Source organism: Acidimicrobiales bacterium (assembly GCA_036270875.1).
In the GTDB taxonomy this organism is placed as follows: domain Bacteria; phylum Actinomycetota; class Acidimicrobiia; order Acidimicrobiales; family AC-9; genus AC-9.
In genome coordinates, this window is record DATBBR010000132.1 from 1 (window position 1) to 19,152 (window position 19,152).

The window sequence follows — 19,152 nt, forward strand, 5'->3', positions numbered from 1 at the left end:
GCTTCCTGACGAGCTTCGGCCTCCACTTGCCATCGTGGATGCTCGGCGCGCCGTCGACCGGCCACGGGCACAAGGTGGAGCTGTTCGCCGTGGTGCTGTGCCTGCTGGTCGCCTACCTACTGAACCGGGGCATCCGCTCGAGCGTGCGGGCCGAGTCCGTCCTGGTCGTCGTGAAGATCGCCATCGTCGTCATGGTGGTCGTGGTCGGCGCCTTCTACGTCAAGACCGGCAACTTCGCTCCGTACCTTCCCTACGGGTTCGGAGGCGCCGTGACCGGCGCGGCGACGGTGTTCTTTGCCATGTTCGGCTTCGATGCCATGAGCACCGCGGCCGAGGAATCGAGGGACGCCCAGCGGGTGCTGCCCAAGGCCATCCTGCTGTCCCTGGGGGTCGCGACAGCTCTCTACCTGGTCGCGGCCACCGTCCTCACCGGGATGCAGCACTACCGGAAGATCAACACCAAGAGCGCGTTCGCGACGGCGTTCCAAGTCGTCGGTCAAACTCAAGTGGCCCGGGTCGTTGCCATCGGCGCCGTCGTCGGCATCATCACCGTGATGTTCTCGGTCGCCCTCGGCGCCTCGCGGGTGTGGTACGCCATCAGCCGCGACGGTCTGCTACCAGGCTGGTTCGCGCAGACCAACCGCAACGCTGTTCCCCACCGGCCGACCTGGATCATCGGCATCGTGGCCGCGGGCATCAGCGGCTTCGTGCCGATCTTGCAGGTGGCCGAGCTGACCAACATCGGCATCCTGGTCGCATTCATGGTGGTGTCCGGAGCGGTTGTCGTGTTGCGATACCGCGCGCCCCAGTTGCCGAGGACCTTCCGCTGTCCCTGGATGCCGTTCGTGCCGATCACAGGCATTGCGTTCTCGCTGTGGCTCATGACCAAGTTGTCGCTGACGACCTGGATCCGCTTTGGCGTGTGGCTCATCATCGGGACGATCGTCTACGCCGGCTACGGCTACGGTCACAGCCGTCTCGGTCGCGAGAGCCAGAGCCAGCTGGCGAGTGAAGCGAAGGGGACGGACTCCACCGTCTAGCCGGACCGCGAACGGCTACTTCCCGTAGCCGATGATCCCCCACCAGTCGATGAGCACGACGGGCTCGTCCCCCACCACCCAGCCGTCGTGGGGGGTCGGCAGGGCGACGACATCACCGGGGTGGCAGTCGAACTCCGTGCCGTCGGCCAGAAGGATGTGATGGATGCCGGACACGTGGTACTGGAAGTGCGGCGCCATGCACCAGTCGGTGCCAGCCGTCGGCTTCACGTGCTCAGACCACCGCCATCCGGGCTCGAAGGTGAGGCGACCGACCTCGGCCCCGCCGACGTTGATGATGTCGACTCGTCCCTTCTCGAAGGTACGGACCTCGTCGGGCTTGTCGAACGATGCTTGTTCAGCCCCTAGCACCGGCGCTCCTCTCCCTTTACACCGGCCCCCCTCTGGCACCGGCAACCTGCCGCTACCCACCTTAAACCGGTATCGGGGACTGTGCCGGGCGCCGTCCCTGGTTTCAACGCTGATCACGGGCAAGACCTGCGGCCTCGAGCTCGAGCAGGCGGCGCTTGCGATCGAGGCCTCCCCCGTAGCCGACGAGGCTGCCATCGGCGCCGATCACCCGATGGCACGGGATGACGATGGCTATGGGGTTGCGGCCGTTGGCCAGGCCCACGGCGCGCGAGGCGCTGGGGCTGCCGATAGCCGCCGCCACCTCCCCATAGCTCGCGGTGGCGGCATAGGGAATGGCGCGGAGCGCGTCCCAGACCCGCAGTTGAAAGGGCGTTCCCTGTGGGGTGAGCGAGAGCTCGAATGTGGTGCGGTCGCCCTCGAAGTACTCGACGAGCTGTGTCCGGGCCTCGGCGAAGGCGTCGTCCTCGCGCCGGTGACCGTTGTGGGCCACGGACGGTCGCCTGGTGTCGGAAAGATGGAGGGCATCCAGGGAGTAGCCGTCGCCGGTCAGCAGCAAGTCGCCAACGGGACTCGACACGGTCGTCCAAATGGTCTCAGGCATCGGTCTCCTTTCGTCTGGGTGCGGGAGCGAGGCTCGCCCAAAGGTGCTGAAGCCCGTAGGAGCGCCACGGCCGCCATCGTTCGGCGTGCTGGGTCAGGGGACCCGGCGCGCGAGGAAGCCCGAGGTGCCCGCACGCCCGCACGGTGCCGACGTCGGTCTCCAGGAGGACGTCCGGGTCGCCGAGCGCCCGCATGGCGACGTAGCCGGCAGTCCAGCGGCCGATCCCAGGTTGGTCGAGGAGGCCCCTGGTCGTCGCGTCCTGATCGGCGCCGGGATCGAGCTCCAGCGCCCCGACGTCAACCGAGCGAGCAAGCCCGACCAGGGCGCGCCCCCTCGATGCCGGAAGCCCGAAGGAGGCCGGATCAGCGTCGACGAGGGCGCCGGGCTCAGGAAACTGATGTGTGAGGGTGCGATCGGCCGCAGTCAGCGGCTTTCCCAGCCTCCTGACGAGCTCGGCCGTGAGGGTGCGAGCACCGGCCACCGAGATCTGCTGGCCGACGATCGCCCGAACGGCGACCTCGAACCCCTCGACCGCGCCCGGGATTCGGAGCCCGGGGCGGGCGGCGACCAACGGCGCCAGGACCGGGTCACCACCGAGCACATGGTCGACGGCTGTCGGATCGGCGTCGAGGTCCAAGAGCCGGCGACAGCGTTGGACGGCCGGACCGAGGTCGCGCCAGTCGTCCAGGTGGAGCTGGCACGCGATAGAGCCGCCGCCGTCGCGCAATGCCACCACTCCCCCGCCGTGGGGCAGTCGCAGCGTCCGGCGATAGACACCGGCCGCATACTCCTCGACGCCAGGTATCGCTCGTGGCCCAAGGAAACCGAGGAGGGCCTCGACATGCAGGGGCCTCCGGAAGGACAGCCGGAGCGCGACACCTCCGGACTGATCGGCTCGCCGCTTCGTCCGACGGCGGAGGTTGGTCGGGGTCGAGGCGAACACGGCGCCAATGGTGTCGTTGAACTGGCGGATGCTGGCGAACCCGGACGCGAAGGCGACATGAGCGAAGCTCAGGTCGGTCGTCTCGATGAGGACCCGCGCCGTATGCGCCCGCTGGGCCCGGGCGAGCGCTAGCGGGCCGGCACCCACCTCGGCGAGCAGGAGCCGGTTGAGGTGTCGCTCGCTGTAGCTGAGCCGTCGGGCGAGCCCCGTCACACCTTCCCGGTCGACTATCCCGTCGGCGATGAGGCGCATGGCCCGAGCCACGAGATCAGCGCGGCTGTTCCACTCCGGCGACCCCGGCGTGGCCTCTGGGCGACATCGTTTGCAGGCGCGGAATCCCGCCAGTTGGGCCGCCGCCGCGGTCGTGAAGAAGGCGACGTTGGACCGCTTGGGTGTGCGGGCGGGACAGCTGGGACGGCAGTAGATGCCCGTCGAGGTGACGGCGGTGAAGAACCAGCCGTCGAAGCGGGCGTCGCGACTCGTGACCGCGCGGTAGCACTGATCGGGTTCCGGGATCACGCACGAAGCCTGACAGCGGCAGACGCCGGTCGCTAGCGGGTATCGGACAGCTAGGAACGAGAGCTTGACGAAGTCCACCGAGTCCACGAACATGATGAAGGATGTGGGCTCCCGCTGGGTCGGGCCTCCCCGACTTCCTGATCATTGGAGCGCCGAAGGCAGGGTCCACGGCCCTGCACGCCGCTCTGGCCCAACATCCGGACCTGTACCTGTCGCCCGTGAAGGAACCGAAGTTCTTCATGTGCGATGGGCCGCCCCAGGCTCAGCGAGGGCCGGGTGATGCGCACAGCGTGCGAGAGTGGATCTGGGCCCGCGACCGCTATGAGAGCTTGTTCGCCTCGGCCCCCGCAGGCGCCGCGAAAGGCGAGAGCACGCCGTTCTACCTCTGGGACCGGGAGGCGCATCGGCGCATGAGGGCACTGGTCCCCGAGGTCAAGCTCATCGCCGTCTTGCGGGATCCTGTGGACCGCGCCTACAGCAACTGGACGCACCTGTGGTGCGACGGCCTCGAGCCCGAGGCGAGCTTCGTAGACGCCTGCCTGGCCGAGCCGGAGCGGATCGCAAAGGGTTGGGCGCCCTTCTGGCGCTACCTCGAGCTGGGCCGATACGGCGAGCAGCTGGAAGATCTCTACCGGTGGTTCCCGCCGGCGCAGGTGCATCTTCTGCGCTACCGGGACCTCGTCGACGAGCACGACCGGACGCTCGACCGCATCTGTGAGTTCCTCGGGGTGCGCACCGGGCTCATCTCCGAGGCGCCCTCGCAGAACGTCTCGACCTGGGTCGAGCCGACGCGGGTCAACTCGGTGCTCCAGTCGGTCGTGCGCGCCGGTGCCGAGATCGGACGATGCTTCCCTCCGCGGGTGTGGCGCCGGGCCAGTGCACCAGTGCTCGCTACCCTCCACCGCCGACGCGGCGACCGTCCGGACCTTCCTCCCGAGGACCGTCAGCGCTTGGGGGCCCTGTTCACCGAAGACGTCCGGCGTCTCGAGCGCCTGACGGGCGAAAGCTACGAGGACTGGCTCGCCAGCCCCGGCCGGGGCACGTACTCGGTACGTAAGTCGTGGGGGCCGTCGGGTCGGGCGATCTCGTAGTAGACGCGCCGTCCGCCGCGCGGGAGGGGGACGATGCTCAGGTAACGCAGGGCGCCCACTCCCCCCTGCGGGGTTGCCCAGGGCTCGTTGCCGACGGGCTCGAAGCGCGACGGGCTCGTGCCGAAGGCGATCCCAGTCTGCTCAGCCCAGTTGTCGTCCGCTGTCGGGCGCCCGTCGTAGTACGCCGCATAGCCGCCGTCGACCGGCACGACCGCGGTGATCCGCGCCCCCCGCTGGTCCCATCGGCCTGGTCGTCCGCGCATGGCGACCCCCTCGAGCGACCAGGCGATCCCATCCGTGCTCGTCCCGTACCACGTGTCCATGCGGTCGCCGTCAGCCGGCACCTCCGTGCAGTGGCGACAGACCCACATGTGCCAGACACCGTCCCGACAGGTGATCACCGGGTCCTTCCACGCCGTGGCGTCGTCCCCCGCCAGGACAGTGGTTCGGCGTCCGTGCGGGAGTCCCGCCGGGTCGTCCGCTTCGAGGACTTCTACCCGCCAATGGAGTGAGCCAGGGGTGGAGCAACTCACATACAGGCGCCATGTGCCGTCGTGCGTCGGCACGAGGGCGGGCCGCTCCAGCGAGGCGCAGGACATCTGCTCACTGGTGATGACGGCGACGGTCTCGAAGCGTTCGCCATCGGCCGAACGGGCCACGACATTGGCGTACCCCCGCCCGGCGCCGACCGGACGGCGCAGCCGGTAGGCGAGCCAGAAGGTCCCGTCGACCCACGCCGCGCTCGGCCCGCCCGCCCAGTAGCCAGGGCCGTCGCCCGGCGCCTCGGCCACGATCGAGCCTGCCTGCGCACCGGGGCGGGGCAGCAGCCCGGCGAGGGGGCCCTGCGATCCGATCACAGCCATGACGAAGGCCGAAGCCGTGCCCCCGTTGCAGCCAGTGCGGCGCCCCGGGAGTCAGGGTGCGACGAGCCGATCGGCGCGGTCGTCACTTCGTCGACTGCCGTGGCATCGCCTGCAGATGGCCGTCCCAGAAACCGACTAATTCCATCATAATAGTAAAGATTACAGGACGGCCACCCGGGAGCGTGCGGATCTCTCGTCGTCAGCATTTCGTCAGATACCGGTCAGCATTTCGTCAGGACTTGGGCCCATAGTGACGTCGTCGCACAAATCCACCAGCTGCGGCATTTCGGCCCAGCAATGACGCGGAGGGGGGAACGGGATGGCAGTGACGGCGCAGGCACGCGGCGTGCTGCCGCTCGACCCGCCGTCGTGGGCCGCACCTTCTCTCACTTCGACCGGGCGCCGGCAGCGCTGGTCGTTGGCGGCCGCTGGCCTGGCAGGCATCGGCGTCCTGGTTGTGGTCATCGTGGTCCTCACGGTGAGCGGTGGCGCCGTCAGTGGAGACCCGACGCAGTCCCGCGGCGCCGCCCCCCGTTCGGCAGACCTCAGCGCCACCGGGCGCGGGTACGGGCCCCTCGTCGCCCGCTATGAGAACGCCGAACGCACGTGGAGGGCGCAGGCGAACAAGATGGTCGCCGCCTCGACCGCCTCGACCGCCTCGGCCGAGGCCCTGATCCGACCGGCCGTGCAGTTCGCCGACACGGTCGACCAGGTCGACCATGACCTCGTCCACCTGAGGTGGCCGGCGTCGATGCGGGGGGACGTGAACGCCCTCGAAGCCGAGCTGGCAACCGTCTCGGGAGACCTCAGGTCCATCGGCGGTCAGAGCGTGTCGTCGATGGCGCAATGGCTCTCGAACGCCGTGGCCGACGCGTCAGCGGCGAGTGCTGCCAGCCAGCGGCTCAAGGGCGATCTCGGGGAGACGATCTCATCGTCGTGACGTGGTCGGGGATGCGACAATGCGGACCCAACGACTACACGAGGGGGAGGAGGAGCGCGTGACGATGTTCCTCACCTTTGCGCCATTTCTCGCCCGGGCGGGCGGAGGTATCGGTGGTGGCGGCGGCCACAGCAGCAGCAGCGGCGGAAGCCATTTCAGCAGCGGCGGTAGTCATACGTTCGTTGGTGGCGGAGGATTCAGCAGCGGCGGCGGCAGCGGTGGTGGCGGCTTCGGCGTGCTGTTCATCCTCGTGCCCATCATCGTGCTCGTGCTCATCTTCGTCATCGTGGGTCACCGCCGGTCGAAACACCCGGCGACGGCGCCCGGATGGCTGGCATCCAACGATCAGGGCTGGCCGTCGCCAGGGTCCCCCACGATGGGGCCGACGCCCACCCGTCACGTGGCTCAGACCGACGCCGTTGCCTCCGGGCTCGCCGCCGTACATGCGCACGACCCCGGCTTCGACGAGGACGCATTCCTCGCCACGGCCGAACGATGTTTCTTCGCTGTGGAGGAAGCGTGGAGCCAGCAGCGACCGGAGCTGAGCCAGCCGGTGATGGCAGAGGAGGCCTGGCAGCGTCAGAAGACCGAGATGGAGAGCTACCGCAGCGCCGGACGGCGCAATGTGCTCGAGAACCTGACGGTCGCCAAGGCCACGATCCTGGCAGCAGAGAGCGAGGACGGTCGCGACCAGCTAACGGTTCGCTTCCGCGCTGCTTCCGCCAACTATGACATCGACGCGGCATCGGGCCGGGTCGTGCGAGGCAACCACCAGATGGCGTTCTGGGAGCAGGATTGGGTCTTCCAGCGATCGAGCCAGGCCACCACCGACGGCGGGAGCGGCCAGGGACAACGGTGCCCGAACTGCGGTGCACCGCTCGACGTCGACATTGCCGGAGTCTGCAAGAACTGCAAAGCGTCGGTCAGCGGTGGCGACGCCAATTGGATTGTCCTCCGCGCTGGCCAGGCCCAGCACGTCGCCGGCTAATCCCCACGCTGGACTTGCTACCGGCGACGAATCAGGACCAACAGCGTGAGCAGCGCTACCGGTACGAGCCACACGAGTGCGATCTCTCCCAGAGATCCCCCAGCGGCGAAGCCGAGGCCGACGAGCAGCGCGGCGACGAGAAGGCCCAAGACGATCCGCTGATTGCCGGTCACGGTCCCACTATCCCGCGGCGACGGCAGTCAGGCGTGGCGGGCTCACCGTTCGGTTGGTAGTCAGCTCACCAGCTGGACCTGGCCGGTCGTCGGGTGGTATTCGGCGCCGACGACCTTGAGCTTCCCGGAGGACACCGATGGCGCGAGCAATGGGGTCGAGGCGCTCAGCTGCTGGACCTGGAGGCGGACGTTCTGCTGGACGGCAGCATCCATCAACTGGTTCGCCGGCTGACCCTGGACCGCCTGGACGGCGGGAATGATGGGATCGAGGAAGGCCTCGATCTGGCCCGGCTGCTGCGTGCCCTTCTGGACGTGATCGATCGTCGCTTTGACCGCGCCGCAGCTCTCGTGCCCCAGCACCATCACCAGCACCGAGCCGAGAACGGCCGCCCCGTACTCGACGCTGCCGAGGAGAGCCGGCGCGTTGGCAGTGTTGCCGGCGACTCGCACGAGAAAGAGATCACCGATTCCCTCGTCGAACAGCACCTCGGGCGGCACGCGCGAGTCAGCGCACCCGACGATGATGGCGAATGGCGTCTGGTGCTCGGCTACCTCAGCACGTCGCACGCTGTCTCGTCCCTGGTTGACCGGCACCCCCTGGACGAATCGACGGTTGCCGTCCAGCAGCCGTTGAAGAGCTTGGTCGCCATTGGTTACCGGCACCGTTGTGGTCGTCGAGGCCGCTGAGCTCGAGCTCGACGACCCGCACGCGGCCAGCGCGCTCGCTGCCGCGACACCCCCGGCGGCAGCCAACCCCGATCGCACCAGCGAACGCCTCGAGATTCGATCGGCGCGCAGCTCGTCCACGTCCAGCCTCCCCACTGATCGCACTGACGACCCCCCACCGACCGGTCAGAGGCGACTTCCAGTCGGCAGTGTACGCGGTGCTGTCGGGCCAAAGGGGGACGATGGCTCGTCCCGACCGCCGGCTTGACCGGCGGGGGTTGCCGTTCGAGACTGGGGACATGCCCGCAGCCGATGGTGGCCGCTGTGTCGTCGTCGGTGGAGGGTTCGGCGGCCTCCAGGCGGCCAAGGCTCTCAGCAGAGCCAACGTCGACGTCACGCTCGTCGACCGGCACAACTACCACCTCTTCCAGCCGCTGAGCTACCAGGTGGCGACGGGGTCGTTGTCGCCTGGCGAGATCGCCGTGCCCCTGCGCCGGATCTTCCGCGGTGATGGTCGCGTGCGGGTCCTGTTGGGTGAGGTGGCGGGGTTCGACCTCGCTCGACGGGAGCTCGCCGTCGAGCCCTCGGTTGCTGGCCTGCCTCGCCAGACGATCCCGTACGACACACTGGTCGTCGCCGGTGGCTCGAGCTACGCCTACTTCGGCCACGAGGACTGGCGCACCCTGGCGCTGGAGGTCAAGTCGCTCGACAGTGCGCTCCAGGTCCGAGGGCGGATCCTCCAGGCCTTCGAGGCCGCCGAGCTGGAGACCGATCCCAAGGCAAGGGCGAGGTGGCTGACCTTCGTCGTGATTGGTGGCGGGCCCACCGGAGTGGAGATGGCCGGTCAGATCGCTGAGCTGGCCAACGACACGCTTCCAGGCGAGTTCCGCCAGAGTGACCCTCGAGCTGGGCGGGTCCTGTTGGTCGAGATGGCCGACCGCGTGCTTCCCGCCTTCACCCCGTCGCTCTCACGCCGTGCCGAGCGCTCGCTCGAGCATCTCGGCGTCACCGTCCTGACGGGTCATACCGTGGTGGACGTGCGACCCGACGGCGTTGAGATCAAGGCGACCGACGGGACGACGGCCCACCATGCGACGAGGACTGTGGTCTGGGCGGCGGGCGTCATGGCCTCGCCCCTCGCTGCGGCCCTCGGTGACGCCAGCGGCGCCGGGGTCGACAACGCCGGGCGAGTGACAGTCGAGCCGGACCTGACGCTTCCCGGCCACCCCGAGGTGCTGGCGATCGGCGACATGGTGCGCGTCCGTGACGCAGGGACGGGCGAGCCGCGGGTCTTCCCCGGGCTGGCCCCCGTGGCGATGCAAGAGGGCCGGTACGCCGGCCGCCTCATCAGAGATCGCGTGGATGGACGGTCGACGCCACCCTTCCACTACCGCGACAAGGGCACATTGGCGACCATAGGCCGGGCACGAGCGGTGGCCGATGTCGGCGGGGTTCGTCTCAGCGGCTTCGTGGCCTGGGTCACGTGGCTGGCCGTGCATCTCTTCTACCTGATCGGCTTCGAGAACCGGATCATCGTCCTGCTCCGCTGGGCCTACAGCTTCTTCACCCGCGGCCGTGGGGCGCGCCTGATCACTGAGGCCGCTGGTTCTCCGCCCGCGGCGGCGCCCGCCCCGCCGGACAACTCCCGACCCGAGGTCTGAGGCGGCCGTTGCCGCACGATCCGATCCCAGCGGGCATTCTGGTGGGGTGAGTGACGAACGCAATGGTCCGGAACGCAGGGATCTCGAACCGCACCGCCCTGAGGCGGGAGGCCAGGACGGCCGTCTCGGCCCGGAGACCCCGGCGGATCACGAGGAGCTGTCGGCCGAGGTGGCCGGCGCCACGAGCGCCGCAGATCATGCCGAGGCGCTGGCCCGGGCAACAATCGCCCGCGCCGAAGCCACCCGGAGGGCGACAACCGCTCGTGCCGAGGCACTCCGGAGGATCTCCAGTCTTCATGTGGAAACGGTTCGAGCCGCCGAGGAGGACCGCGACCGAGCGTTCCGGTCTGCCGAGCAGCGCTACCAAGACGAGGTACGGGCTGCCGAGACCAAGGCCCGTGAGGCCATCGAGTCCGCTTCTGAGGCAAGCAACACCGCCCTCCAGGCTGCACACCGAGCCGCCGCACAGGCGGCCGAGGTCAATGCGGCGAGCGCGAGCAGTCGCGACGGTGCGGTTGGCGAGGCTGAGTCGGTCCGCTCCAGGGCGATCGCCCGTGCCACCGAGGAGCGCTCGGCTGGTCTACGTGAAGCGTATGCCGTCCACGGCCAGGCGGTCGAGGACGCGGAGGACGCCCGTAGCCGTGACTGGCTGGACCTACCTGATCCCGTCCGGGAGCTGGTGGTCCCTGGCGACGGGGACGGCCAATCCCCTCAGGGCTCTGGCCCGTAGGCCCTGCGGACTGTAGGGCTACCGCTGGGGAGGAGCAGGTGCCCGTCCCCGGCTCACTCCCGAGAACACAGTATCCAGACCATTCGTCATAGCGGTCACGTCGGAGACCCGGTACGGGCCAGCCGGGTGCGGTCCAAGTCGCCGTCCAGTGCCCCCGGCCCGGGTATGGCGGTGAGGGCACGGGCGTCAAGGAGGTCACCGCAGTGAGAGCACACTGGCAGGACGTCGACGACGCGTCCACATCCGGTATGCCTGACCTTCACGGGCGGACCCGCGGGTGCGGCCCACCGGTCGCCCCACTGGCGCATGGCCGTTACTAGGTGCCACAGATCCCGACCCTTGTCGGTGAGGCGGTACTCAGACCGCGGCGGGTGGTCCTGGTAGGGCACTCGCTTGAGAACGCCGTTGTCAACCAGGTGGTTCAGCCGCTGATTGAGGATATTGCGGGAGATCCCCAAGCGGGCCTGGAAGTCGTCGAAACGGGCCACCCCCAAGAAGGCGTCCCGGACGACGAGCAGGCTCCACCACTCCCCGACGACCTCGAGACACTGGGCGATCGAGCAGTTGACATCTTCAAAGCTGGTCCTCTGCACGCGACCAAGCATACCCGGAGGGTTGCGTGATAGGACGCACTAGGTAGACTCAGTGCCATGACCGCCGGGACCGTGAAGGTTGACGGGGTGGCCCTCCACCAAGGTCGCACTCAGCAGCTGTGGCGGGTCGATATCACCGACGAGTCGGGTCGGCTCGTCGCCCACGGCGAGGTGCGGCTCCAGAACGTCGTTGCGCAGCCCAGGCCAAGTACAGACCGTGTGTGAAGCTGGCGGCCTCGCCAACGCGACCGACTGAGCTCAGCCAGTCACTTGCTGTTGTGCCAGAGTTCACCGAGGGTTCGAAGTCGGCCCGGTTGGCGCCACGGGGCCATCGAACCGGGGCAGGTGACGAGCTGTCGCTAGAGGAAGGACGGCTTCTGCGGCGAACAACCCAACATGACAAGCGTTCCGCGGTCGGAGCCCTCCGCGACGAGCGGGACGACGCCGGCCCTGAGCCGACGGCGGTTTCTGGTCGGAGCGACCGGATCACTCGTCGTCCTCGCCATCCCACGCATCGGGCGAGCGTCAAGCCCTCCGGTGCCGTCTCCAGACCCGTGGGAGGCTGAGGCACTGCGAGCCCTGGGTCGAAGCACGCTTCGCACCCCGGACTCGCTGCCGGATGCGCTGCTGCCTGCTGGCACCGACACCATGCCCCAGATCCAGCACGTCGTGGCCCTGATGCTGGAGAACCACTCCTACGACAATTTCTTGGGGATGCTCGGCCGGGGCCGAGGACAACGTCGGAAGGGAGACGGCTTCAGGTTGGACAACCAAGGTCGCCCGACGGCCGCCAACCCATACCCCGACGGCCGCATCCAGCATGCCTTCCGCATGCCGACGACCTGCCAGCTCCCCTCGCGGCCGAGCCAGGAGTGGGCGGCCAGCCACAACGCCTACGACGGCGGGCGGATGGACGGCTTCGTTCGCACCCCGATCGACCCCTTCACCTCCGACATCGTCGGAGGGGTCGCAATGGGCTACTGGACTGGAGACGACCTGCCTTTCACCTACAGCCTGGCCTCAACCTTCCCGATCGCCGACCGCTGGTTCAGCTCGGTGATGGCGCAAACGGATCCCAACCGGCGCTATCTCATCGCCGGCACCTCGTCGGGGATGACCGACGACATCGGGACGGGACCAGGCAACGCGGTGCCTGACGCCGCCTTGGGCTTACCGGCAAACGGGACCATCTTCAACCGTCTCGATCTGCACGGCGTCAGCTGGGCAAACTACTGCGCCAGCTACCCGACGGGCGCCACGCCCGACCTCTACCCCGCCAATGACAGCGCGTCCGAGTCCCAGAAGGTGAAGCCGTTCGATCAGTTCTTCGCCGACGCCAGCGCCGGCACCCTCCCCGGCTTCAGCCTGCTGGACCCTGATTACGGGACCCAGTCCCAGGAGAACCCGCAGAACATCGTGCTGGGCGAGGGCGTTCTGGCCAAGGTGGTGCAAGCCATCGGGTCGGGCCCGACGTGGCGCAAGGTGCTGCTCGTGGTCACGTGGGACGAGCACGGTGGATACTACGACCACGTACCCCCTCCCCCGGCGCTGGCGCCCGACGCCATCCCGCCGATGGTCCAGCCCGGCGAATCGAGCTACGACGGGTTCCGCCGATACGGGTTCCGGGTGCCGGCAATCGTCGTGTCGCCCTATGCCCGCAGGGGCGCGGTCACGAGCATCATCCACGATCACACCTCGATCGCGGCGATGCTGGAGCGCAAATGGAACCTGCCGGCCATGACCTACCGAGATGCCAACGCCAACGACATGACCGACTTCCTCGACCTAGGGGCGATGCGCCGAGGCCGGCCTACCTTTCCGCAGCTCCCACCACTGGCCGCATCGGGTGATACGCAAGCGGCGCTCCAGTGTTCCAAGGCCGGCCCCGGCACGATCCCGCCGCCCGGCTCAGTCACAGCCGGACCGTGAGACGAGCACCGTGACCACTGCTCTCGACGACTGGCGCCGCCGCCTCGGTCGAGTCGGGGTGTGGATCCCGCCGCTCGGAGGGAATGCGGAAGAGCGACGACAGATCGCCGCCCGGGTGGAGGAACAGGGATTCGGCTCGCTCTGGATCGGCGGCGGCAACGCCGAGCCCGACGCCTTCGATCGACTGGCCTCGTACCTCGAGGGCACGGCGCATCTCGTCGTCGCCACCGGCATCGCCAACATCTGGAGCCGCGCGCCGGCAGACATGCGCGCCGCCGCCGAAGGACTCGCCCACAGGTTCCCCCGCCGGTTCGTCCTTGGCCTCGGCGTCAGCCACGCGCCTCTCGTCGAGTCTCTGGGTCGCGTGTACGAACGTCCGCTGGCCACCATGCGCCGCTACCTGGAGGAGCTCGATCCCACCGGACCCCCCGAGGACCCACCCCGGGTGATCGCCGCCCTCGGTCCTGCCATGCTGGGCTTGGCTCGGGACCGGACCGCCGGTGCCCACCCCTATCTGGTGCCGCCCCAGCACACCGCCATCGCCCGCCAGGAGCTCGGTGCTGACCGCCTCCTGGTGCCCGAGCAGGCGGTCCTTCTCACGACTGGGGCGCCGGCTCGCGAAGGAGCCCGCGCCTACCTCTCCCTCTACCTGCGCCTGCCGAACTACGTGTCGAACCTGCGACGGCTCGGATTCGAATCAGGCGATCTCGAGCGCGGGGGAAGCGACCGGTTGGTCGACGAGATCGTCGCCCATGGGGCGGCCGACGCCGTCTCGAGCCGCGTGCGGGCTCACCTGGACGCCGGGGCCGACCACGTGCTCGTCCAGCCCCTCGACAACACCGGGCGAGCCTCCCTCGACGGGCTCGATGCCGTCGCTCGGGTCCTGGCGAACCTCTAGAGCGGGGCCGCGCTCTCATCACCGCGGCGGGGCAAGGCCGTTGTTCGGCTCCCCGCGGCGTTTCATGGCCGCGATACAGCGACGGGCCCCTACGCCATCCAGCGACGGACGAAAAAGGGAAGAAGGCCGTTCATCACGAATCCTGGAGTGGCAAGGCTTGGCGGCCACCATGTACCAGTGGGCGCCGCCGGAGCCTGATAGGTCGGCGTGCGGTCACGGTCTCGATGGTCCCTGGACACGATCACTCGATTTACAACCATCGATCGGGCAGTGCCGCACTCACTAGCTCGTTGGGGCGTTGAGGATCTGATGAACGGCTTTCAACTATCCGGGCTTGGTTGGACGCAGCTGGTCGAGCGGTCGTGGCCAAGGTTGGTCGACGTTGGACTTCCTAGCCAGCTGGCCTCGCTCGCAGTCGAGCTCGGCCGACATAGGGAGCGTCCGGTTCGAGCCTTCACCATGCCCATGCTCGACGTCGGCGTGGCCGGTCTTGCTCTGCCCTTCCTGGCCGACGACGGGATCGTGGTCGACCCCTCCCTCCTTTCCGGCGGGGACAAGCTTGGCGAGGTTGTGGCGCACGAGCTTGCCCGCGTCCTTCATCCTCTCTGGGAAGACTCAGCCCCGGATGAGCACGGCAAGATGGAGGAGTTCGCCTCCAAGCTGACTCCGATGCTGCTCGCCAAGGAACCTGACTACTCATGGGCCGACGTGGTGGTCCTGGCTTCACCGGGCCACGCGATCCCGGTCGGTGATTGACGCCAAAGGGAACTCGTCCATCTGGGGACGATCGCGATTCAACGAAGGATCTCGACGAGGAGCACCCAGGCGTTGAGCAGAGCGCCCACGAACGCCGCGATCAGGCCGACGGGCAGCCAGTACAGGCCGCCGAGCATCTCGGTGATCGTTCCGACTCCGGCCAGGACGGCTGAAAGGGAGAGGGCGAGCGCGGGTGTGGCAATAGTGATGGCCCACGACCCAAGGGTCTGTTCTGGCGCTCGTCGCCATGGCCGGTCGAGCACTGCCAAGAACAATCCCGTGAGGACTCCAACAGCCACGAGCTCCCCGCCGAGTGCTTGTTCGCCTTGCCCGGGGATCAACACCAGTAACGGGATCACGAGGGCCGCGCCGAGCAGGATCAGCGTGTGGGCGGCTCGCTCGGTGAGCCGGTTGCCTTCGAGGATGTCCTTGAGGTTGATCGATAGAGCGACGAAGAGCAGGCCTGCCAGCGCGGCGCCAGCGCCGGCCACGGCAACGCTGAACTCAAACCAACGGTCCGCCTGGTAGCCGCTCATGGCGCGAATCCTGCCAGGCGGGAGGGGCCCGCTGACGAGGACCCAGGCGTAAGTCCTCCCGCGGCCAGGTCATTCAGGGCGAGACGGCCTCCACGCTCGGGACAGGAAAAACGTCTACGCCATCGGTAGTCGGCTCCGGCTGAACCCGCTGGGACTCGGGGGCGAACTGACGGCGCCAGACGACGGTCGAGTACAGGTCGTAAGCCATGAGGACCGCGCCTGAGAACAGGCCGGCGGCGATGGTGGCGGTGATGACGAGGTCGGTCACTGCTTGTCCTTTGCTTGCTAGGAGGCCCCCTCCCGTGGCCGGATTGCTTAGACCAAGACGCCGAGACGGTCAAAAGGCGAAGGGGCCCGTGTTCGGCAGGGCACGTGCTCCTCTGCCTCTCGGATGTGGCATCGGCATCGCTCCCGGTCGTATTCAGCGGTCGACCGGGGCGCCGCTGAACCGCTCCCGCAGCGTCTGGGCCACGTCATGCGGACCAGGCATGACGCCGATCTCGCCTGCGATGAGGCGTGCAGCGTCCCTGTAGGACTCGTCGTCAAGGACCAAGCGAAGTGCTTGACGAACTGATTCCGGGGCTACCTCCCCGGGGCGGAGGGTCCTTCCGGCGCCGGAGCGGGCGAGCAGATGCGCGTTGACGAAGTTGTCGGCGCCTTGGGGAACGACCACCTGAGGCAGTGCGTGCGCGAGCGACCCGAAGAGGGTGCCCGAGCCACCGTGATGGACCACCGCCGAGCACGCAGGCAAGAGGTCGGCTTGGGGAACGAATCGCTCCACCTGCGCGTTCTTGGGCGTTGGGCCCAGACGGGCAGGATCTTGGTCGGCACCGACCGTGACCACCATCTCGACAGGCTCCTCAGCCAAGCCGTCAAGCACGGCGCGAAACACATCGGCGTTGGCGCCAAAGAAGGTGCCGAGCGTCACGTACACTACGGGCGGAGTCGACGGCGTGAGTGGCAGAAGCGGAAGCCGCACGGGCCGCAGCGCTAGCGACTCACCGGAAGGGATCTGCTGACGCTCGAGCGATGGCGGGGTCACTTCGATGGTCACGCCCCTGTATGCGCCGGCGTAGCCGGGTGTGTCCCGCCCGAATGATCGCCACAGTGGGGAAACGGCGTCGTCGGCGAGCTGCAGGACCTCGTGGGGAAGCATCGGGCTGATGTGGTGGTGGACGCCGGGCACGCCGAGGAGATCGGCGGCCAGTGGGCCGGCGAGAGCGTAAGTCTCGAACACCACGACATCCGGTTCCAGGTCGCGGCCGCAGGCCAGCACATCGTCGATCATGTCGGTGGCCGCGACCTCTCCGAACAACCGGGGATAGAAGTAGTGATTGATCCGCTCCGGCGCCAGACCGTCGCCTGGGGACCCGCGGGTGCGTGAGTCGAGCACGCCGAACCAGTCCATCTCGCTGTGTCCGGCCCTGCGGAACTCGGCGCCCGATCGCGTCACTACACCGCCGGGATCGTCACCGGCGGCCACCACGACCCGGTCGCCTCCGGCCCGGAACGCCTCGACGAGAGGCAACAGCGGGTTTACGTGCCCGGGCCCCGGAACGCACACGACGAGCACCTTCACTCGAGATCCTCCCTGCTGGCCCGAGGTCCATCTTTGCAGGCCGTCAGCGGCGCAGGGCCTCTGTCGAGGGCCAGCCCAGCCGGAAATCTTCCATCACCCGTCGGGTCCTCGCCCGACCTTCATGTTGGCGTCGGGAAGCCCGCGTAACTTGTGGTGGTGTCTGGTCCCGATCCTCTTCCGAAGCGTGGACCCTTGCCCGGACGGCTCGGCGCACGACGGCACCGATATCGATGACGAGAGAACGGTCGGCCTCGCCGAAGACCCAGGGCCCAGGCCAGGAGATCGCCGACCCCGGCGTCGAGGGAAATGCCCGCCTCACCTCGTCGAACGCCGCCGTGCTGATCGCCCTCCTGGCTGTCGAGGGGGTCACGATCCTGTCGATCCGGCCGCTGCTCAGCCCGCACGTCTTCGTGGGCATGCTGCTGATCCCTCCGGTGGCCCTGAAGACTGGCAGCACGTTGTACCGGTTCCTCCGCTACTACCAGGGAGCCCCGGCCTACCGCCGCAAGGGGCCGCCGGCTTGGGCGCTGCGCCTGCTCGGACCCTTGGTGGTCGTGCTCACGGTGGTCGTCCTCGCCAGCGGCGTGGGGCTCCTCTTCGTCGCGGACCCTTGGCGGCAGCGCCTGCTCCTCGTACACAAGGCCAGCTTCGTCCTGTGGTTCGGCGTCATGACGATCCACGTTCTTGGCCACCTGGCCGAGACCGGCCGCCTCGCTTTCAAGGACTGGATCGGGCGGCCCGGACGCCGTTGGCCCAGGGCCGCTGCCCGCCGATGGACGCTGGTGGCCAGTCTGGTGACGGGCGCCCTCCTGGGCTGGTGGTTGCTCGGCCGAGTGGGCGCCTACCTGGCGACGAGTGGACACGGCCACCACGGCGGATGACCGCGCCTGCTCCCGAGAGGGGTAGGCTCCCGGTCAGCCGAATCGTCACCCGGGGATGCCGATGGGCGCTCGCAACTGGCTTGAGTCGTGGTCGGTCTACCGCCAGCTGGCGCAACGCGACGTGCTGGGCCTTGGCGCCGCGGTCAAGAGCAAGCGCAGCGACGCACTGGAGCCCAGGGTTCGGCGCGCCGACAAGGTGGTCAAGTCGGTCTGTCCCTACTGCGCGGTCGGCTGCGGTCAGGAGGTCTTCGTCGAGGACGGTCGGGTCACGCAGATCGAAGGCGACCCAGACTCCCCAGTCAGCCGTGGCCGGCTCTGCCCGAAGGGGTCGGCCAGCCTGCAGCTCACGACGGGTGACGCGCGCCAGTACCGGGTGAGGTACCGGCGACCCTTCGGCACGGAGTGGGAGGACCTGGACCTGGACACGGCCATGGACATGATCGCCGACCGGGTCATCGCGGCGAGGCAGGCGGGATGGCAATGGCAGGTCGATGGGGCTCGTACTCGCCGGACGCTCGGTGTCGCCAGCCTCGGCGGGGCCACCCTGGACAACGAGGAGAACTACCTCATCAAGAAGCTGTTCACGGCGCTCGGTGCCATCCAGATCGAGAACCAGGCCCGCATATGACACTCCGCCACGGTCCCCGGTCTGGGGACCAGCTTCGGCCGTGGAGGGGCCACCACCTTCCAGCAGGACCTGCAGAACGCTGACTGCATCCTGATCGAGGGCTCCAATATGGCCGAGTGCCATCCGGTCGGGTTCCAGTGGGTGATGGAGGCCAAGGCCAGAGGGGCAACGCTGATCCACGTCGATCCTCGCTTCACCCGCACGAGCGCGCTCTCCGATCTGTACGTGCCCCTCCGAGCTGGCGCCGACATCGCCTTCGTTGGCGGATTGATCAACTACGTGCTCAGCCATGACAAGTACTTCAAGGACTACGTCCTCTCCTATACGAACGCCTCCACGATCCTCACCGAGGACTACGCCGACACCGAGGATCTCGACGGAGTGTTCTCCGGCCTCAACCGTGAGCACCGTTTCTATGACTTCGAGACCTGGCGCTACCAGGGTGAAGAGGTCAAAGCCGCCAGCGGTGAGCGCGACCTGCTCGAAGCCGAACGACACCGCATCCGTGGAATGCTGCGTCAGGCCGGCCGCGGCGAGGCCCACGGCTCGGGCGGCGCCGCCGCCCATCCCAGGCCGGACACCGACCCCACGCTGCAGCATCCGCGCTGTGTCCTACAGGTGCTGAAGCGGCACTTCGCCCGGTACACCCCGGACATCGTCGAGCAGGTATGCGGCGTACCTCAGGATCAGTTCGAACGGGTGTGCCAGCTCGTCACCGAGAACTCGGGCCGCGACCGCACGACCGCCTTCGTGTACAGCCTCGGATGG

General features: G+C 68.3%; 22 protein-coding genes. 12 read left to right on the top strand and 10 right to left on the bottom strand.

Features of this window, described 5'->3' with window-relative positions; all coding sequences use genetic code 11:
* A partial coding sequence (locus tag VH112_12890; protein HEX4541129.1) for an amino acid permease occupies positions 1-1,040 on the top strand: 1,040 nt, incomplete at its 5' end.
* Positions 1,041-1,055: 15 nt separating this feature from the next.
* Here the strand turns inward: VH112_12890 and VH112_12895 are convergent.
* The 3 genes from VH112_12895 to VH112_12905 form a co-directional block, all read right to left on the bottom strand.
* Complete coding sequence (locus VH112_12895; GenBank protein ID HEX4541130.1) at positions 1,056-1,409, bottom strand: cupin domain-containing protein; 354 nt, start codon at positions 1,407-1,409, stop codon at positions 1,056-1,058.
* Between the two features lie 103 nt (positions 1,410-1,512).
* The gene (locus VH112_12900) at positions 1,513-2,010 is read right to left on the bottom strand and encodes a methylated-DNA--[protein]-cysteine S-methyltransferase (protein ID HEX4541131.1); all 498 of its coding nucleotides are present in this window, start codon (positions 2,008-2,010) and stop codon (positions 1,513-1,515) included.
* Positions 2,003-3,472, bottom strand: a complete 1,470-nt coding sequence (locus tag VH112_12905) for an AlkA N-terminal domain-containing protein (protein ID HEX4541132.1) — start codon at positions 3,470-3,472, stop codon at positions 2,003-2,005. Before VH112_12905 ends, VH112_12900 begins: the two co-directional genes overlap by 8 nt.
* A gap of 101 nt (positions 3,473-3,573) precedes the next feature.
* Between VH112_12905 and VH112_12910 the strand changes: the two genes are divergently transcribed.
* Positions 3,574-4,563 (top strand): sulfotransferase, encoded by a 990-nt coding sequence (locus tag VH112_12910; GenBank protein ID HEX4541133.1) that lies wholly within the window; start codon positions 3,574-3,576, stop codon positions 4,561-4,563.
* On the opposite strand, the gene VH112_12915 is transcribed toward VH112_12910, so the two are convergent.
* The gene (locus tag VH112_12915) at positions 4,479-5,426 is read right to left on the bottom strand and encodes a hypothetical protein (GenBank protein HEX4541134.1); all 948 of its coding nucleotides are present in this window, start codon (positions 5,424-5,426) and stop codon (positions 4,479-4,481) included. The two genes, VH112_12910 and VH112_12915, sit on opposite strands and share 85 nt — an antisense overlap.
* Positions 5,427-5,745: 319 nt before the next feature.
* Between VH112_12915 and VH112_12920 the strand changes: the two genes are divergently transcribed.
* On the top strand, positions 5,746-6,366 hold the full coding sequence (locus VH112_12920) for a hypothetical protein (GenBank protein ID HEX4541135.1): 621 nt from the start codon (positions 5,746-5,748) through the stop codon (positions 6,364-6,366).
* 19 nt (positions 6,367-6,385) lie between these two features.
* Positions 6,386-7,354: a TIM44-like domain-containing protein gene (locus VH112_12925; GenBank protein HEX4541136.1), complete on the top strand. Its 969-nt coding sequence runs from the start codon at positions 6,386-6,388 to the stop codon at positions 7,352-7,354.
* A 17-nt stretch (positions 7,355-7,371) separates the two neighbouring features.
* On the opposite strand, the gene VH112_12930 is transcribed toward VH112_12925, so the two are convergent.
* Positions 7,372-7,527 (bottom strand): hypothetical protein, encoded by a 156-nt coding sequence (locus VH112_12930; protein HEX4541137.1) that lies wholly within the window; start codon positions 7,525-7,527, stop codon positions 7,372-7,374.
* Between the two features lie 60 nt (positions 7,528-7,587).
* The gene (locus VH112_12935; GenBank protein HEX4541138.1) at positions 7,588-8,334 is read right to left on the bottom strand and encodes a carbonic anhydrase; all 747 of its coding nucleotides are present in this window, start codon (positions 8,332-8,334) and stop codon (positions 7,588-7,590) included.
* A gap of 158 nt (positions 8,335-8,492) precedes the next feature.
* On the opposite strand from VH112_12935, the gene VH112_12940 reads away from it, so the two are divergent.
* Complete coding sequence (locus VH112_12940; protein ID HEX4541139.1) at positions 8,493-9,854, top strand: NAD(P)/FAD-dependent oxidoreductase; 1,362 nt, start codon at positions 8,493-8,495, stop codon at positions 9,852-9,854.
* Positions 9,855-9,900: 46 nt separating this feature from the next.
* On the top strand, positions 9,901-10,584 hold the full coding sequence (locus tag VH112_12945; GenBank protein ID HEX4541140.1) for a hypothetical protein: 684 nt from the start codon (positions 9,901-9,903) through the stop codon (positions 10,582-10,584).
* 95 nt (positions 10,585-10,679) lie between these two features.
* On the opposite strand, the gene VH112_12950 is transcribed toward VH112_12945, so the two are convergent.
* The gene (locus VH112_12950; protein HEX4541141.1) at positions 10,680-11,177 is read right to left on the bottom strand and encodes a helix-turn-helix domain-containing protein; all 498 of its coding nucleotides are present in this window, start codon (positions 11,175-11,177) and stop codon (positions 10,680-10,682) included.
* A gap of 57 nt (positions 11,178-11,234) precedes the next feature.
* On the opposite strand from VH112_12950, the gene VH112_12955 reads away from it, so the two are divergent.
* The 4 genes from VH112_12955 (at position 11,235) to VH112_12970 (ending at position 14,760) form a co-directional block, all read left to right on the top strand.
* Positions 11,235-11,402 (top strand): hypothetical protein, encoded by a 168-nt coding sequence (locus VH112_12955; protein ID HEX4541142.1) that lies wholly within the window; start codon positions 11,235-11,237, stop codon positions 11,400-11,402.
* 312 nt (positions 11,403-11,714) lie between these two features.
* Complete coding sequence (locus VH112_12960) at positions 11,715-13,106, top strand: alkaline phosphatase family protein (protein ID HEX4541143.1); 1,392 nt, start codon at positions 11,715-11,717, stop codon at positions 13,104-13,106.
* Positions 13,107-13,116: 10 nt separating this feature from the next.
* The gene (locus VH112_12965) at positions 13,117-14,004 is read left to right on the top strand and encodes a TIGR03620 family F420-dependent LLM class oxidoreductase (protein HEX4541144.1); all 888 of its coding nucleotides are present in this window, start codon (positions 13,117-13,119) and stop codon (positions 14,002-14,004) included.
* A 459-nt stretch (positions 14,005-14,463) separates the two neighbouring features.
* Complete coding sequence (locus VH112_12970; GenBank protein ID HEX4541145.1) at positions 14,464-14,760, top strand: hypothetical protein; 297 nt, start codon at positions 14,464-14,466, stop codon at positions 14,758-14,760.
* 38 nt (positions 14,761-14,798) lie between these two features.
* Here the strand turns inward: VH112_12970 and VH112_12975 are convergent, their stop codons facing one another.
* The 3 genes from VH112_12975 to VH112_12985 form a co-directional block, all read right to left on the bottom strand.
* Positions 14,799-15,296: a hypothetical protein gene (locus tag VH112_12975; GenBank protein HEX4541146.1), complete on the bottom strand. Its 498-nt coding sequence runs from the start codon at positions 15,294-15,296 to the stop codon at positions 14,799-14,801.
* Positions 15,297-15,369: 73 nt separating this feature from the next.
* A complete protein-coding gene (locus tag VH112_12980; GenBank protein ID HEX4541147.1) occupies positions 15,370-15,564 on the bottom strand; it encodes a hypothetical protein in 195 nt (64 codons plus the stop codon).
* 153 nt (positions 15,565-15,717) lie between these two features.
* A complete protein-coding gene (locus VH112_12985; protein ID HEX4541148.1) occupies positions 15,718-16,875 on the bottom strand; it encodes a glycosyltransferase in 1,158 nt (385 codons plus the stop codon).
* Positions 16,876-17,105: 230 nt separating this feature from the next.
* Here VH112_12985 and VH112_12990 point away from each other — a divergent pair, with 230 nt between their 5' ends.
* Together VH112_12990 and VH112_12995 are read left to right on the top strand one after the other, a co-directional pair.
* The gene (locus VH112_12990; protein ID HEX4541149.1) at positions 17,106-17,756 is read left to right on the top strand and encodes a hypothetical protein; all 651 of its coding nucleotides are present in this window, start codon (positions 17,106-17,108) and stop codon (positions 17,754-17,756) included.
* A 61-nt stretch (positions 17,757-17,817) separates the two neighbouring features.
* Positions 17,818-19,152 (top strand): molybdopterin-dependent oxidoreductase (locus VH112_12995; protein ID HEX4541150.1); only part of this gene is annotated, 1,335 nt, incomplete at its 3' end.